Source organism: Rothia sp. HMSC061D12, assembly GCF_001836735.1.
GTDB lineage: Bacteria > Actinomycetota > Actinomycetes > Actinomycetales > Micrococcaceae > Rothia.
Map to the genome: position 1 here is coordinate 59071 of NZ_KV830307.1, position 15894 is coordinate 74964.

Annotated in this window: 12 protein-coding genes; all 12 read right to left on the reverse strand. The window is 61.6% G+C overall.

Going from position 1 to position 15894, the window contains the following annotated elements; translation table 11 throughout:
* Positions 1-105: 105 nt before the first annotated feature.
* On the reverse strand, positions 106-1122 hold the full coding sequence (locus HMPREF2682_RS06950) for a bifunctional riboflavin kinase/FAD synthetase (RefSeq protein WP_070832694.1): 1017 nt from the start codon (positions 1120-1122) through the stop codon (positions 106-108).
* A 296-nt stretch (positions 1123-1418) separates the two neighbouring features.
* The gene (locus HMPREF2682_RS06955; protein WP_070832696.1) at positions 1419-2129 is read right to left on the reverse strand and encodes a DUF4345 domain-containing protein; all 711 of its coding nucleotides are present in this window, start codon (positions 2127-2129) and stop codon (positions 1419-1421) included.
* A 201-nt stretch (positions 2130-2330) separates the two neighbouring features.
* Positions 2331-3428: a tRNA pseudouridine(55) synthase TruB gene (gene truB / locus HMPREF2682_RS06960; RefSeq protein ID WP_070832697.1), complete on the reverse strand. Its 1098-nt coding sequence runs from the start codon at positions 3426-3428 to the stop codon at positions 2331-2333.
* Positions 3429-3869 (reverse strand): 30S ribosome-binding factor RbfA, encoded by a 441-nt coding sequence (gene rbfA / locus HMPREF2682_RS06965; RefSeq protein WP_070832699.1) that lies wholly within the window; start codon positions 3867-3869, stop codon positions 3429-3431.
* Between the two features lie 170 nt (positions 3870-4039).
* Positions 4040-6895 (reverse strand): translation initiation factor IF-2, encoded by a 2856-nt coding sequence (gene infB / locus HMPREF2682_RS06970; protein ID WP_070832702.1) that lies wholly within the window; start codon positions 6893-6895, stop codon positions 4040-4042.
* Positions 6896-7114: 219 nt separating this feature from the next.
* Positions 7115-7456 (reverse strand): YlxR family protein, encoded by a 342-nt coding sequence (locus HMPREF2682_RS06975; RefSeq protein ID WP_070832706.1) that lies wholly within the window; start codon positions 7454-7456, stop codon positions 7115-7117.
* A 253-nt stretch (positions 7457-7709) separates the two neighbouring features.
* Entirely contained in the window at positions 7710-8807 is a 1098-nt protein-coding gene (nusA, locus tag HMPREF2682_RS06980) for a transcription termination factor NusA (RefSeq protein WP_070832709.1), read from the reverse strand.
* A 109-nt stretch (positions 8808-8916) separates the two neighbouring features.
* Positions 8917-9588, reverse strand: coding sequence for a ribosome maturation factor RimP (gene rimP / locus HMPREF2682_RS06985; RefSeq protein WP_070832712.1), 672 nt, complete (start codon positions 9586-9588; stop codon positions 8917-8919).
* 2 nt (positions 9589-9590) lie between these two features.
* A complete protein-coding gene (locus HMPREF2682_RS06990; protein WP_070832714.1) occupies positions 9591-11423 on the reverse strand; it encodes a proline--tRNA ligase in 1833 nt (610 codons plus the stop codon).
* 111 nt (positions 11424-11534) lie between these two features.
* Positions 11535-12677, reverse strand: a complete 1143-nt coding sequence (locus HMPREF2682_RS06995; protein ID WP_070832717.1) for a GNAT family N-acetyltransferase — start codon at positions 12675-12677, stop codon at positions 11535-11537.
* Positions 12678-12959: 282 nt separating this feature from the next.
* Positions 12960-14102, reverse strand: a complete 1143-nt coding sequence (ispG, locus tag HMPREF2682_RS07000) for a flavodoxin-dependent (E)-4-hydroxy-3-methylbut-2-enyl-diphosphate synthase (RefSeq protein WP_044142245.1) — start codon at positions 14100-14102, stop codon at positions 12960-12962.
* 174 nt (positions 14103-14276) lie between these two features.
* Positions 14277-15632, reverse strand: a complete 1356-nt coding sequence (locus HMPREF2682_RS07005) for a M50 family metallopeptidase (RefSeq protein ID WP_070832720.1) — start codon at positions 15630-15632, stop codon at positions 14277-14279.
* Between the last annotated feature and the right edge of the window lie 262 nt (positions 15633-15894).

Genomic DNA, 15894 nt, shown 5'->3' on the forward strand with positions numbered 1-15894 from the left:
CGCATCCGGTCGGGTACGCAAAAGCCCCGGCGGCAGATCCAAAGATCTTACCGCCGGGGCTTCAAAGCCGTTAAAGGCAAAAGCTATGAGCGCAGAATGTCGCTCTTAGAAGTGGGGATGCTTCACTTCTGCCTGCACCGGGCACTCCGGCGGGCAGTAGTTCTTCGCGTCCTCAGCCAGCACCTCGCGGGTCTGCACCACATCATCGTTAATCTGCTCGATCAGCGCCTCAACACCGGTGTACGCCACCATGGGGCGCAGACGCTTCACGAATTCAATCAGCACACGCTGACCGTACAGGTTGAAATCCTCCACGCGCTCTTGCGGGCGGTCAATCACGTGCGCCTCAACCTGGCGGTGCTCAATACCGTCAAAGGTCGGGTTCGTACCCACCGAAATAGCGGAGGGGTGACGGTTACCGGATTCGTCCACGAGCCAACCGGCGTACACACCGTCGGCGGGAATCAGTCCGCGCGCCTCAAGCTCAAGGTTCGCGGTCGGGAAGCCCAACTCGCGGCCGCGCGCCAGACCGTGCACGACCTCACCAGCCATCATGTGGTGGCGGCCCAGCAGCTCGGTTGCGGCGGGCATATCGCCCTCCAGCAGCAGCTGGCGGATGCGGGTCGAGGAGCAGCGGGTGTTCTCATCCACCATCAAATCCTCAACGACCACGACCTCAAAGCCGTACTTCTCCCCCAGCTCACGCATGGTGTTCAGGTCGCCGGAGTTGTTCTTACCAAAGCGCACGTCGTCACCGATGACCACAAAACGCGCGTTCAGCGCATCCACAAAGGTGGACTTCACGAACTCCTCGGGGGTCTGCGCAGCGAACTCCAGGTTATAGTTCAGCAGCAGGTAGTCGTTCAGACCCAGCAGGCACATGAAGTAGCGGCGCGAACCCTGACCCATAATGTCGTGGTGGGCCGCCTCGGGACGGTGCACCTGCATCGGGTGCGGGTCAAAAGAGACCGCGATAGAGCTCAAACCGTGCTCTTCAGCAAGGGAGACCACGCGCGAAATCACGCGGGCATGTCCACGGTGCACGCCGTCAAAATTGCCGATGGTCACGACCGAGGGGCCGTAGCCGGCGGGGACCTCGCTCAAAGCGGTGTAGAGGGTCACGGGCTCTCCTGAAAAAGATAAATGTACCTAACCATCCTAGACCACAGGCGGCAGGATGCAGAATTCAAAACGGGAATCAACAGGGAATGAAACGGCGCCCCTCACAGGCGGTGCCCTCTCCCCTAGTGCGGCGGATGCGGCGGGGCATCTGACACGCAACTGTGCAGCCTCCGCACATGGAAAATCCACGCACATCACCCCGCCCGCAGAAAACCCAGCCTATAAGCAAGCCCCGCCCAGAAAAAAGCCCGGGCAGGCACCCCACCGTGCGGCAGGAACCTTCCCGGGCGTTACGACTACTTACGAGCCTGGTTACGAGAAGCCTTCAGCATCTCCTCGCGAATCTTATTGGACTTGTTAATCCAGCCGTACCAGACCAGCAGGCAGGGCGGAATCACCAGCTCAGTCACCATCAGCACAATCAGCGACCAGTGCGGGGTGCCGAAGAACGCCCACGACAGGATACGACCCACGCCGCCCAGGAAAACCACCAGGCAGGAGAACGCGAGCATGTTCACCCACTTGAACTTCAAGGCGATGAACACGAAGGACAGGCCCACACCCACATAGGTTGCCGCGAAGAACACGTAGTTCGACTGCACCGAGGGGTTCGCAAAGTCCTGAGGCGCATCCGGAATCACGCGGACACCGCCCAGAACCTGCCACACACCGTACGCAATCATGAACAGACCGTACAGCGCCACCGCCGCACGGAACGCCGCACGGTTCTGAGGCTTAGCCGCCTCCTCAATGCTCTTGGGGCGGGCAAACGCCTCGCGGGTTGCCTTCTTCTCAGCCTTCTTAGCCGCCTTCTGCGACGCCTTATCACCGGCAGCCGGTGCGCTCACGCGAACACCCTCGGGTGCCTTCGCCGCAGAGATAGTGGACTCAGCAGGCTTAGCAGTACCCGCCTTCGCAGCAGTTTCAGCCTGCGCAGACTCTACGCGCGGTACCGGCGCGGTACGAGGCTCACTCGCCTTCTTAGCGGAGCTCTGGTTCTCGCTCATCTTCTCTCCTTCAGCAGGGCCGGGGCACCCGCACGAGTTGTCTTGTGTGTTCAGGGTTGTATCAGTTAGCGCGTTGAATGAATAGGGCGCACATTCAATAGGACGCTGAATCAATCAGGATTGAAGGATTCAGGTTTAGGCAATCAGCTTTGGGTAGGCGCAAACACCGAACCCTCTTCGCCCATCATAAGCCCTCAACGCCTAATTGAAGGAACGATTCGCCTCAAAAACCAGCACCGGGGCGGCCTGCACCTTCCCGCGCTGCTTCTTGTTCTCCAGCAGGGCGACCAGGGTACCGTCCGGGGCGAAACCCGCCACAATACCCTCAACGCTGGCGTGCTGCACCGCGCCGGACTCATCCGCGCTCGCGTGCACGGAACGCTTCACCACGGAACCGTCGCCGCTGGGGCTAATACGGCGGCCATAGGAAATATCGCTCGCCTCCGCTGCCGTGAGCTCACGCGCACCGAAGATGCGGCGTGCCGCCTCCTCCAGGGGTAGCAACGGCAAATCTTCCAGAGGTGCCTCCGACTCTTCACGGCGCTGCTTCAGCTGCGCCAAATCGGCGGCATCCTCAAGCACCACAGCACCCACGCGGGTACGGCGAAGAGCCGTCAGGTGACCGCCGGTGCCCAGAATCTTGCCCAAATCACGCGCCAGGGCACGAATATAGGTGCCAGAGGAACACGAGACCGTCACCTCGCAGTCAATCACGGGAACCGAGGTTGCCGCGTGCTCGCCCTCGTTCTCGGGGTCCTCGATGACATACTCGGCAAAACCGGGAGTCACAGAATGTACCGTGAACTCGCTAATCGTCACCGGACGCGCCGCCAACTCAACCTGCTCACCGCTACGCACACGCGCATACGAGCGAACACCATTGATCTTAATAGCGGACACCGCAGAAGGAACCTGCAGAATATCGCCGCTCAACTGCGCCACAGCCTCCAGGATGCGCGCACGCATCTGCTCAGCGTCCAAACCGGTCAGCGCCTCAACGGCATCCGGATGCGCGGCATTGTGCTCGCCCTCGGCGTCCTCAGTCAGCGTCTCAATGCCCAGGCGAATCGTCGCGTCATAGGTTTTATCCTGACCGACCAGGTAGGTCAGCAGCTTCGTCGCCTTATTGATGCCCAAAATCAGCACGCCGGTCGCGGCAGGATCCAGCGTACCGGCGTGACCAACCCGCCGGGTGCCAGCAATACGACGCATCTGAGAGACTGCGTCGTGGCTGCTCATCCCGGCGGGCTTATCAATGACCATCAGGCCGGACGGGCCCTGAGGTTGCTTCTTCGCCACTTAGGCGTCCTCACCCTCGGCAGGCTCATCCTTCTTGTAGGGGTCAGCCTCACCAGCATACTCGGCGCCCTCGGCAGCGGCTGCCAGCTTGGCGTCGCGCTCGCGAGTCTCACGCAGAAGCGCCTCAATGTGGAAGGCGTTCTCGGGAACCTCGTCAGCGACGAAAGTCAGGGTGGGGGTCAGGCGGGCAGTAATGTTCTTGCCCACCTCGGAGCGCAGAATACCCTTAGCGGATTCCAGCGCCTTCTTGGTGTTTGCGGCGTCCTCTTCGGAACCGAACACGGTGTAGTAGAGGGTTGCGTGCTGCAGGTCGTTGGTCACGCGGGCGTCGGTAATGGTCACAAAACCGAGGCGGGGGTCCTTAACACGACGCTCCAGCGCCTTCGCCACAATTACCTTGATGCGGTCGGCAAGTCGTGCCGCGCGGGCTGCATCAGCCATGTGTTTCTCCTTGAAATCTCGTGGTGCTTCCGCGAACACTCGGGGTGCCGCGGAGGCGTTCCAGGTAATGCGGAAGCGCCCGCCCCGCCAGCATCCGCCCCGCCAGCTCGTTTTAGGAGCCTGCGGGTGCGGGAACACTAGCGGGTGACGGGCGCATCAGCGTGTGAGTCTTAGACACGCGGCTTTTCGCGCATCTCCCAAGTCTCGATAATGTCGCCTTCCTTGATGTCGTTGAAGGAACCGAGGCCAATACCACACTCGAAACCTTCGCGAACCTCGGTAGCGTCGTCCTTGAAACGACGCAGCGACTCGATGGTGAGGTTGTCCGCCACCACGGAACCGTCGCGCACCAGGCGTGCCTTGGCGTTGCGCTTGATGATGCCGTTCTTGACGATCGAACCTGCGATGTTGCCCCACTTGGAGGAGCGGAAGACCTCGCGGATCTCTGCGGAGCCGAGCTCCACTTCCTCGTACTCGGGCTTGAGCATACCCTTGACGGCCTGCTCAATTTCCTCAATCGCACGGTAGATGACCGAGTAGAACTTCATCTCGACGCCTTCGCGGTCTGCAAGTTCTGCAACGCGCTCTGCCGGGCGGACGTTGAAGCCGATGATCACCGCGTTGTCCACGGTTGCCAGGTTCACGTCGTTCTGGGTAATAGCACCCACACCACGGTGGATGACGCGCAGCTGAACCTCGTCGCCACCGGCGTCGATCTTCATCAGGGACTCTTCCAGTGCTTCCACAGCACCGGAGACGTCACCCTTAATAATCAGGTTCAGGGTGTCCATCTTGCCCTCAGCCACAGCGGCGTCGAAGGACTCGAGGGTCACGCGCTTACGACGCTTAGCCAGCTGAGCGTTACGATCAGCAGCCTCACGCTTCTCAGCGATCTGACGAGCGGTACGCTCTTCCTCGGTGGAGAGGAAGGTGTCGCCTGCACGAGGAACGGTGGACAGACCCAGCACCTGAACGGGGCGGGACGGGCCAGCTTCCTTCACAGCCTGACCGTTCTCATCGAACATTGCACGAACACGGCCGTGAGCAACACCGGCAACGATAGCGTCACCGACGCGCAGGGTACCGGACTGAACCAGGACGGTGCAGACCGCGCCGCGGCCCTTATCCAGGTTTGCTTCGATAGCAACGCCGCGTGCTTCCTTGTTCGGGTTAGCGGTCAGTTCGAGCACGTCAGCGGTCAGGGTGACAGCCTCGAGCAGCTCGTCGATGTTGGTGCCGTTGCGAGCGGAGACGTCCACGAACATGGTGTCGCCACCGTACTCTTCGGGAATCAGACCGTACTCGGTGAGCTGGCCGCGGATCTTGTCCGGGGACGCACCTTCCTTATCGATCTTGTTCACCGCCACCACGATCGGCACGTTAGCTGCCTGTGCGTGGTTCAGTGCCTCAACGGTCTGGGGCATAACGCCGTCATCCGCTGCGACCACGAGGATTGCCACGTCGGTGACCTTCGCACCACGGGCACGCATAGCGGTGAACGCCTCGTGACCGGGGGTATCGATGAAGGTAATCGCGCGGTCTTCACCCTCAACGGTGGTGTGGACCTGGTATGCACCAATGTGCTGGGTAATGCCGCCGGCCTCACCCTCAATGACGTTGGTGTTACGGATAGCGTCCAGCAGGCGGGTCTTACCGTGGTCAACGTGACCCATAACGGTAACGACCGGGGGACGAACCTCCAGAACATCCTCGCCCTCAGCTTCTGCTTCGGCTTCGAGGTTAATGTCGAAGGACTCGAGCAGCTCGCGCTCCTCATCCTCCGGGGAAACAATCTTGATGACGTAGCCCAGTTCAGCACCCAGCAGCTCGAAGGTCTCCTCGTCCAGGGACTGAGTCTGGGTAGCCATCTCACCCAGGTGGAAGAGAACCGTAATCAGCGATGCCGGGTTTGCGCCAATCTTCTCAGCGAAGTCCATGATGGACGCGCCGCGGCGCAGACGAATCTCGGTCGAGCCGTCGCCGCGAGGAACAACCACGCCACCGGGTGCCGGTGCGTTCAGCTGCTCCTGCTCATGGCGGCGAGCTGCCTTGGACTTGCGGCCCTTACGCTTGGAGCCGCCGCGACCGAATGCGCCCTGTGCATTGCCGCGACCGCCGGGGCCGGGACGACCCGGACCGCGGTTGAAGCCGCCGCCGGAACCGCCGCCGCGACGTGCGCCGCCGCCACCGTTACCGCCGCCGTTGTTGGAGCCGGACGCGCCGCCACCAACGTTGGAAACCTTGGGCATCATCGAGGGGTTCGGGCGTGCGCCGCCACCGCCAGCCGGACGGGGTGCACCGGGACGTGCACCACCTGCCGGGCGGGGGCCACCGTTGCCACCGGGACGTGCGCCACCTGCGGGGCGGGGACCGCCATTACCGCCGGGGCGTGCGCCACCGTTACCACCGGGACGACCGTTACGTGCCGGACGGGGACCGCCGGAACGCTGGGAGTCGCCGCCGTTACGCTTCATACCCTGCTGGGATGCGAAGGGGTTGTTACCGGGGCGAGGACCGGGCTTGGGGCCGGGCTTCGGAGCGGCAGGCTTGGGTGCTGCCGGCTTCGGTGCAGCCTCGGGGCGTGCCATGCCCTGCTGGGATGCGAAGGGGTTGTTACCCGGACGGGGGCCGCCGGGCTTGGGTGCTGCTGCCGGCTTTGCGGCGGGCTTAGCCGCTGCGGGCTTGGGAGCTGCGCTCTCAGCTGCTGTGGGCTTAGCTGCAGGCTTGGGTGCCGGCTTAGCGGCAGGCTTTGCCGCTGCGGGCTTGGGAGCTGCCGCAGGCTTAGCGGCGGGCTTTGCCGCTGCGGGCTTGGGTGCCGGCTTAGCTGCCGACTCTGCGGGAGCTGCCTTTGCGGCAGGCTTAGCGGCTGCGGCGGGGAATTCCGCGCGCAGCTTCTTCAGAACCATGGGGTTCAGGGTGGAAGAGGAGCTCTTAACGAACTCGCCCATATCCTTGAGCTTGGCGATAACTTCCTTGGAAGGTACGCCTACCTCTTTAGCAAACTCGTGTACTCGAGGCTGAGCCAAATTTTCTCCATTCCCGGTCCGCACCGGGAATGGTGCGGACACTAATGTTTACGGGGTGCACGCCCGAAGGCGCGCCAATTCGTGAAATTGCCGGTGGGTGAGCACGAAAGGGTACTCATTTCGCGGCACTCATTAGATATCCATCAGTTTTCTGACTCGCTTTCAGATAAGAAGTCGTCAAACTCGTTGACTTACAGAGGGCATATACCCGAAAAGCGTCTACGAGGGGGTCGAGTCCGCAATCACGGCTCGAATCTGCTCGCAGCACGCCTGCAGCTGGGCTGCAGGGACCACTTTTTTGAAGGCGCGCGCCAGACCGTTCTTCTTCTGCAGAGCGGCTACGCACTTTTCGCTCGGATGGATCCAAGCGCCTCGTCCGGGCATAGTTCCCGCCGTATCGGGCTGATAGGGCGGGGTGTCCGCCTGCTCGGTAGCAGACGTGACGGGTATGCGGGCGATGCGCAGCAGGTTGCGCTGTTCATCGCGGGCACGGCATCCGATGCAGGTGCGGACCGGTCCTTCAAACGCTTCGGAGGTTGCGGTGAGGTCGTGATCGCTCATGGTCCTCTCCCCTCTCTAGCGTGTGTGCAGAACCGTGTTCGCGGTGCATTCGTGATGCTCATTCCGGTGTGTGCGAGGGCGCGTTAAAGCGCCCGGTTACACACCGGCACATCTTAATAGTGTATCCCGTTTTTAAGAATCATGGGCAAAAGTGTGACGCAGGCGCAAGAACACCGGGCACGTACCTGCCCGATATCTTGCGCCTGCATCAAAAGGATATGCCGCGGGATACGCCCCTCACCGGGGCTAATGCTTATTCAGCGTCCTGTGCGGACTCTTCTGCAGCTTCTTCAGTTGCCTTCTCAGCGGAAGCTTCTTCAGCCAGGCTACGAGCCACGCGAGCCGCAACCTCTTCCTCAGCACGAACCTGAGCATACTTGGACTCGGAGAGAATATCGATACGCCAGCCGGTCAGCTTCGCCGCCAGACGAGCGTTCTGACCCTCGCGACCGATGGCCAGGGACAGCTGATCGTCCGGAACCACTGCACGAGCGGAGTACTCGCGCGGGTTCGCAATAATGACCTCGGTGACCTTAGCCGGGGACAGCGCCGCCGCGATGAAGGTTGCCGGATCGGTCGAGTAGTCGACAATGTCAATCTTCTCGTCGTTCAGCTCGGCTGCAACCGCACGCACGCGGGCACCCATATCGCCGATGCACGCACCCTTAGCGTTAATGGTCGGGTTCTTCGCGGACACAGCGATCTTGGAGCGGTGGCCAGCTTCACGTGCGATGGAGTTAATGGACACCAGGCCCTCAGAAATCTCGGGGACCTCGTGCTCGAACAGGCGCAGAACCAGGTTCGGGTGCGAACGAGAAACCACAATCGAGGGACCCTTAGGACCGCGGCGAGCCTCCACCAGGTAGGCGCGCAGGCGGGTACCGTGCGGGTACTTCTCGCCGGGAACCTGCTCGTTGCTGGGCAGAACAGCTTCAACGGTGCCCAGGTCAACCTGAACCATACGCGGGTTGTTGCCCTGCTGAATCACGCCGGACACCAGGGTGCCCTCACGGTCCTTGAACTCGCCCAGAACGGATGCGTCCTCAGCGTCACGCAGACGCTGCGACAGCACCTGACGGACGGTTGCGGCAGCGATACGGCCAAAGTTGTTCGGGGTATCGTCGAACTCGTCAATCTTCTGGTTGTCCTCATCAAGCTCAGGAGCCAGAATGACGAACTCGCCGGTAGTACGGTCGATGACGGCACGAGAGCCCTTAATAGCGCCGGGCTGCTTCATGTACGCGAGCAGCAGGGCGTTCTCAACCAGGGTGAAGAGCTCCTCCATGACGAGAGAGCGCTGCTTCGCCAATGCGCGCAGTGCGCCCAGGTCAATAGTTTTAATATCCTCCACGCTTTTCAGCCTTTCCCAGTTAGCACGGCGCCGGGACGCTCTCCGCGCCCCGGCTCCCGAACGGTATATACCTGGCACGGAGCACCCCGTGCCTGAAGCTTTAATAACTCTATTCTACCGGCTCAGCAGGCGAATTGAAGTCAATCTCGACGTGAGCAGAAGCAATATTTTCCCACGGAAGCAAAGACGGCTCGTGGTACGACTCCTTCTGGCCCTTCTTCGTGTTCTTCTTACGAGCCAGCACCGGGCCCTCGTCCTGCACCTCGTGCAGACGCGCCAGGTACTCGGTGCCATCGGGGGCGGTCACCGCAATCAGGCGGGTGCGGGCACTCTCCCAGTGGCGGCGCTCGGTCAGGGCGCGAGTAGCGCCGGGCGAGGACACCTCCAGCTCGTAGGGGAAGAACTCGTCATTCTCATCCGCGCGGTCCAGAGCGCTCGAAATCGCACCGGAAATCTCCGCCAGAGAATCCAGCGACAGCGAATCGGTACGCTCAGCGGTGTAGTCCACCGTAATCTTCACGGTACGGTTCGCCGCCGGGCCCGAAATCTTCAGGCCCTCCAGCACCAGCGAGAACTCGGAAATCACCGGGGCAATCGCCTCGGCAACCTCCTCCTCGCGGATCGCGCGGGTACCCACGCGCACCGGTGCCTCCACCACGGGCTCACGCTCAGCGCGAGTACGGGAAGTGTTCACACCGTTCGCCACGCGGGATGCGGCACGGCGAGCGCGCGCATTCGGGGCGCTCTTCTTAGAGCCAGAACGCTTCGGCTTGTATGCCACGATTACGCTCCCTTGACCTCTGCGATGACCTCAGCCACCGCGTTCTCAACGGACACCTCGCGAGCCTCACCGCTATGGCGGTCCTTCAGCTCGAGCACGCCGTCCTTGAAGCCGCGACCAATCACCAGGATGGTGGGCACGCCCAGCAGCTCGGCGTCGCCGAACTTCACGCCGGGGCTGGTCTTCGGGCGGTCGTCCAGCATGACCTGCAGGCCGGCGGATTCCAGAGATGCGCTGAGCTTTTCAGCGTACTCGTGGGATGCTGCGTCCTTGCCGGTAACGACGATGTGCACGTCTGCCGGTGCCAGGTTGCGCGGCCAGATCAGGCCCTTCTCGTCGTGGTTACCCTCGGCGATAGCAGCCAGTGCGCGGGTCACGCCCACGCCGTAGGAGCCCATGGTCACGGTCTGCAGCTTGCCGTTCTGGTCCAGAACCTTCAGACCCAGTGCCTCAGCGTACTTGCGGCCCAGGGCGAAGATGTGGCCCATCTCGATACCGCGGGCTGCCACCAGCTCACCGGAGCCGTCCGGTGCCGGGTCGCCTTCACGCACCTCGCACGCCTCAATGACGCCGTCGGCGGTGAAGTCGCGGCCGAAGACCAGGTTCGCCACGTGCTTGCCCTCTTCGTTTGCGCCGGTCACCCAGCGGGTACCGCGCACCACGCGGGGGTCAACGAAGAAGGGAATACCGGTTGCGGAAGCTACCGCATCCTCGTCCTCGGTGTGCGCACCGAACAGGGGCGCGTCCAGGCTCAGGCCGGGGCCAATGTAGCCCTTGACCAGCTGCGGGTATGCCTTCAGGTCCTCTTCGCTGGCTGCCTCAACCTCAACCTCGCCGCCGATGCCCAGCAGGGCACCGATGTTGACCTCAACGCGCCCCAGGTCCACGGCACGGTCGCCGGGAACGCCCACGGCGAAGACCTTACGCTCGCCGGAGGGGGTGATGACGGTGCCCAGGAAGCACTTGAGGGTCTGCGAAGCATCCAGGGTGCCGCCGATAACCTCGGAGTGCAGTTCGTTCATGCGCTCCACCAGGGTCTCAATGGTGGCGGAGTCGGGGGTGTCCACAACGAGTGCCGCCGGGGTGTCCTCGGTGATTTCGATTTCCTCGGGAACCACGGTGGTGACGGCCTCAACGTTTGCCGCGTATCCGCCTGCGGAACGCACGAAGGTGTCCTCACCGATGGGGGTCGGGTGCAGGAACTCTTCACTGCGGGAGCCACCCATCGCGCCGGACTGTGCGGTCACAATGACAATCTCCAGGCCCAGGCGCTCAAAGATGCGCTGGTAGGCGGCACGGTGAGCCATGTACGCCTCGTTCAGGCCCTCATCGTCAATGTTGAAGGAGTAGGAGTCCTTCATGACGAACTCGCGGCCGCGCAGCAGACCCGCGCGGGGGCGCGCCTCGTCGCGGTACTTGGTCTGAATCTGGTACAGGTAAACAGGCAGGTCCTTGTAGGAGGAGTACAGGTCCTTAACCAGCAGGGTGAACATTTCCTCGTGAGTGGGGGCCAGCAACATGTCTGCACCCTTGCGGTCCTTGAGGCGGAAGAGGTTGTCACCGTACTCGTCCCAGCGGTTGGTTGCCTCGTAGGGTTCGCGGGGCAGCAGTGCGGGGAAGTGAACTTCCTGCGCACCAATGGCGTCCATCTCTTCGCGGATGATGCTCTCGACCTTGCGCAGTACCTTCAGGCCCAGGGGCAGCCAGGTGTACACGCCGGGGGCTGCGCGGCGGATATAACCGGCGCGGACCAGCAGCTTGTGGCTGGCGACCTCAGCGTCTACGGGGTCCTCGCGCAGAGTGCGCACGAAGAGGTTGGAAAGGCGAAGTACCACGATTCTCCTTGAAAGGTCGATAGGTTTAGGTAGGGTGCCCGAGGCTCACCGGGTGAGCCGTAAATAGGCACAGTCGTCTTTAATTTTATAGCGTTTTAGGGTTCGGCGTGTTTAGCGCTCAAAAATGATGGTCGAGAACTGCCCAATCTGCTCCCAACCGGTCCCCCGATACATGGCAAGAGCACGGGCGTTGTAGTCGTTCACGTACAGGCTCAAATGCGGGTAGCGGCGCTGCAGAACCTGCGCGGCGGCGGCAAAGAACGGCTTAGCCAGCCCGTAGCCGCGGTAGTCCGGATGCAGCCACACGCCCTGCACCTGCGCGGCGTCCAGGTTCACGATGCCCGCATCCGCCTTGAAGATCACCCGCCCGTTCACATCGGCGACAATGGCGCTGCGCTGACCGGCAATGAGCGTGCGCAGGCGCGCCGCATAGCCGTCACCGTAGCGGGCAATCGGGTCGAAGCCGACCTCCTCAGTGAACATGGCGGCGGCGGCGGGCAGAAGCTCCCCCAGGTCCGCGGAGGTGGCGAGGCGTGCATACCCGGCAGGCTCACCGCTGAGTTGAAAAGCTCCGGTGGGGGCTTCGGCAGGTTTGAGGGGTGCGGGCAGGTGCTCCGGCAGCTCAGGAAGCTCCGCGTCATAGAAGCGGGCGAGGTCCTTCTCCGGCGGCAGGTACAGCAGCGGCTGTACGGGGCGCTCCGACAGAACCCGCGCACGGTGATCGCACCCATCCCGCAGGCTCGGCTGCAACATCTGCAACAGCGGAACCGGCCCCTTACCACCCTGCTCGCACAGCTCCTGCATGCGCGTCCACAGGGGCATCACGAAGGCGCTCTCACCGAACATGGAATCCAGGCGAGAACCCACCTGCAACAGCAGCTGAGCCAGGGCATCACGATGCGCAAGCGCCGTAGCGTCAAGGGTAGGGGCATCCAGCGCTTCATCGTCACGAGAATCCGCATCGTGTTCAGCATGTTCAACGGCGACATGTTCAATAGCGGCACCGCACAGTCGCACCGGCACCACATTCGAGCCCAACAGCAGCACACAGCACAGCTGACCGTCACGCTCACAACCCACGAAACCCTGATAGTAGTGTAGCGGAATACGCGGCGCCCTCACCGGAAGAGGGCACGCCAAATAATGCTCAATGGGATACAGATTCGGGACCGGGTCGCTGAACAGGACGTCCTCCAGCTCATCGCACCACCGAGCGTCCAGAGCAAATACGTGTTCCTTCACGCGATCAGGCATAGGGGAAGAATCCATCGACGAAGCTGCCCGACTGCCGCGCTTGGATTTAGCGCGGAAAGAACTTGGGCGAAGAGAAGATAAAAGATTAAGCATGCTGTGTTGAGTGATAGGAGTTGAGCGATAGACAGATGAGTGACAGTACGGGGCGCACCCCGAAAAGTGACCGAATCATGCGGCCACAACCGGCGGCTGCAAGCACAAAGCCTGCCACCACCATAACCGGACATAACCGGAAAAGCGCGGAGGCGCCCCTCACCAGGGCGCCTCCGCGCACAAAGCTAACTAGCTCACCGAAACAGCCGGGGAGCCCTCGGGAACATACTCGCCCGAAGCCTCCATCTCAGCAGCAATACGGGTCGCCTCTTCAATCAGAGTCTCAACGATCTGATCCTCGGGCACAGTCTTAATGACCTCACCCTTCACGAAAATCTGGCCCTTACCGTTACCGGACGCCACACCCAGGTCAGCCTCACGAGCCTCACCCGGACCGTTCACCACGCAGCCCATCACGGCAACACGCAGCGGAACCTTCATGTGCTCCAGGCCCTTAGTCACGTTCTCGGCGAGCTCCCACACGTTCACCTGCGCACGACCGCAGGAGGGGCAGGAGACGATGTCCAGCTTGCGGGGGCGAAGGTTCAGCGACTCCAGGATCTTGGTACCCACCTTCACCTCCTCAACAGGAGGAGCAGACAGCGACACGCGAATGGTGTCACCAATACCCTGAGACAGCAGAGTACCGAACGCCACCGAGCTCTTAATAGTGCCCTGGAACGCCGGACCAGCCTCAGTCACACCCAGGTGCAGGGGCCAGTCACCGCGCTCAGCCAGCTGACGGTACGCCTCCACCATCACCACAGGGTCGTTATGCTTCACAGAAATCTTGAAATCACGGAAACCGTGCTCCTCAAAGAGCGAAGCCTCCCACACAGCAGACTCCACCAGAGCCTCCGGAGTAGCCTTACCGTACTTCTCCAGCAGACGCTTATCCAGCGAACCAGCATTCACACCAATACGCAGAGAAACGCCGTGGTCCGAAGCCATCTGAGCGATTTCCTTCACCTGGTCGTCGAACTTACGGATATTACCCGGGTTCACACGCACAGCACCGCAACCAGCCTGAATAGCCGCATACACGTACTTCGGCTGGAAGTGGATGTCAGCAATCACCGGAATGCGGGACTGCTTCGCAATAATCGGCAGAGCCTCCGCGTCCTTATCGGTCGGGCACGCCACACGCACAATATCGCAGCCGGCAGCGGTCAGCTCCGCAATCTGCTGCAGGGTCGCGCCAATGTCGTGGGTCTTCGTGGTCGTCATCGACTGCACAGAAATCGGAGATTCAGAGCCAACACCCACGGAGCCCACCTTGAACTGGCGGGTTTTACGGCGCGGCGACAGAACCGCGGGAGCGGGCTTCGGCATACCAAGGCTGACCGACAAGGTTTTCCTCCATACATGAGTTGTGAAAGACGGTTATGCGTCTTTCTTTCAGCTTTTTATTGTGCCACTGACGCGAAAGAAACCACTAATACGGGTACCCTTACCGCGCGTAACATCACATCTTTGAGGCAGTGCGAAGAGAGCGAAACATCCCCCTTAGAAAAGGGTGATCGGTTTGACGACATCGGCGATAATCAGCACCACCGACATCAGGATGAACGCGCCCGCCACCACGTAGGTCAGCGGCAGAAGCTTCACCGGGTCGAACGGGCCCGGATCCTTACGCCTGGTCAGGCGCGCGAAGAAGCGGCGTACGCCCTCCCAGAGGGCGCCCAGCACGTGGCCGCCGTCCAGGGGCAGCAGCGGAATCAGGTTGAACGCGAAAAGCATCAGGTTCATATTCGCCACCAACGAGACAAGCATCGCGGCCTTCGACTTCACGTCGATGCGGTCGGTAGCCGTCACCTCACCGGCAATACGACTCACACCAACCACAGACACCGGCGACTCAACACTACGCTCACCACCAGTCACCAAAGTCACCGTCAACTCCCACACACGCTGCGGCAACGACAACATCGACGAACCCACACGCGAGAGCGTATCGCCCACCATCGCAGGCACCTCAGTAATAGAACCAGGCACCAACTCACTCGACGGCGAAACACCCACAAAACCGCCACGAGTCGTCGCAATCGAACCATCCGTAGCACGCGCATACTGGCCCTTACCATCAGAAACCGGGCGGATCATCTCAACCGGAGTCACCGACAAATCCAGACGCTGACCATTACGCTCCACCGTCAAAGTGCTCGGGTGAGAACCCGCCGCACGAATCGCCGAAGACACAGCCTCCCACGAACCCGTCGACGCACCATTCACAGCAACCACACGGTCACCCACCCGCACACCAGCAGCCTTCGCAGGCGACGGAGTGGACTTATCCGTACACTCGCCATAGCTAATCGAATCATGAGTAACATTCACGCTCGGCACGCACTCAGACACCGCCGACACCTTATTCGTCACCTGCGCCGTACCAAAACCACAAATCAGCACAGCAGTACACACCACACCAATCAGCAGGTTCATCGTCGGGCCACCCAGCATAATCACCATGCGCTTGAGCACCGGCAACTTATAGAACAGGCGGTCCTCATCGCCGGGCTTCAGGCGCTCAGCATCCGCCGCACGAGCCTCCTCAGCCAGGGATGCGAACGGGCTCGTACTCCCCGAATGACCCTCCTCATGGTGTTCCTTCACCTCAGCAGGGCTCGGCGGGTACATGCCAATCATCGAAATGTAGCCGCCCAACGGGATCGCCTTGAAACCGTACTCAGTCTCGCCGCGGCGGAAAGAGAACACGGTCTTACCGAAGCCAATCATGTACTGCGGGACGCGCACATTGAACAGCTTCGCGGGCACCAGATGCCCCACCTCGTGCAGGGCAATCGAGACGGCAATAGCGATTGCCATGAGGATAATGCCCACAGCGTACAGCAGGATTTCCACGCTTTTTCTCGTTTCGGTTCGGGGATACGAAGCTTCTAGGATACTCGCTTAGCCTGTGAAGGCGCCCTCCCCCGCTTTCTGGAGGGGCTGGATGGGGACGATAAAAGGGGCGGTGTTCGTCCTCGTTCCTACACGGGCACCCGCCCTCGCTTCGCTTCGGGCACCCTGATGTCACTTTCGGACGACACCGCCCCTCCACACGCACGCTAGGCCACCCGAGGTGGCGCGCCGTGTTTTCCGGATGCGCCCTCAGGGTGTCAGC

Excerpts from the sequence above, each read along its gene's own strand:
- HMPREF2682_RS06975 (WP_070832706.1), bottom strand. The coding sequence starts at position 7,456 with ATGAGCGATCACGACCTCACCGCAACCTCCGAAGCGTTTGAAGGACCG.
- HMPREF2682_RS06995 (WP_070832717.1), bottom strand. The coding sequence starts at position 12,677 with ATGCCTGATCGCGTGAAGGAACACGTATTTGCTCTGGACGCTCGGTGG.
- rbfA (WP_070832699.1), bottom strand. The coding sequence starts at position 3,869 with ATGGCTGATGCAGCCCGCGCGGCACGACTTGCCGACCGCATCAAGGTA.
- HMPREF2682_RS06955 (WP_070832696.1), bottom strand. The coding sequence starts at position 2,129 with ATGAGCGAGAACCAGAGCTCCGCTAAGAAGGCGAGTGAGCCTCGTACC.
- ispG (WP_044142245.1), bottom strand. The coding sequence starts at position 14,102 with ATGCCGAAGCCCGCTCCCGCGGTTCTGTCGCCGCGCCGTAAAACCCGC.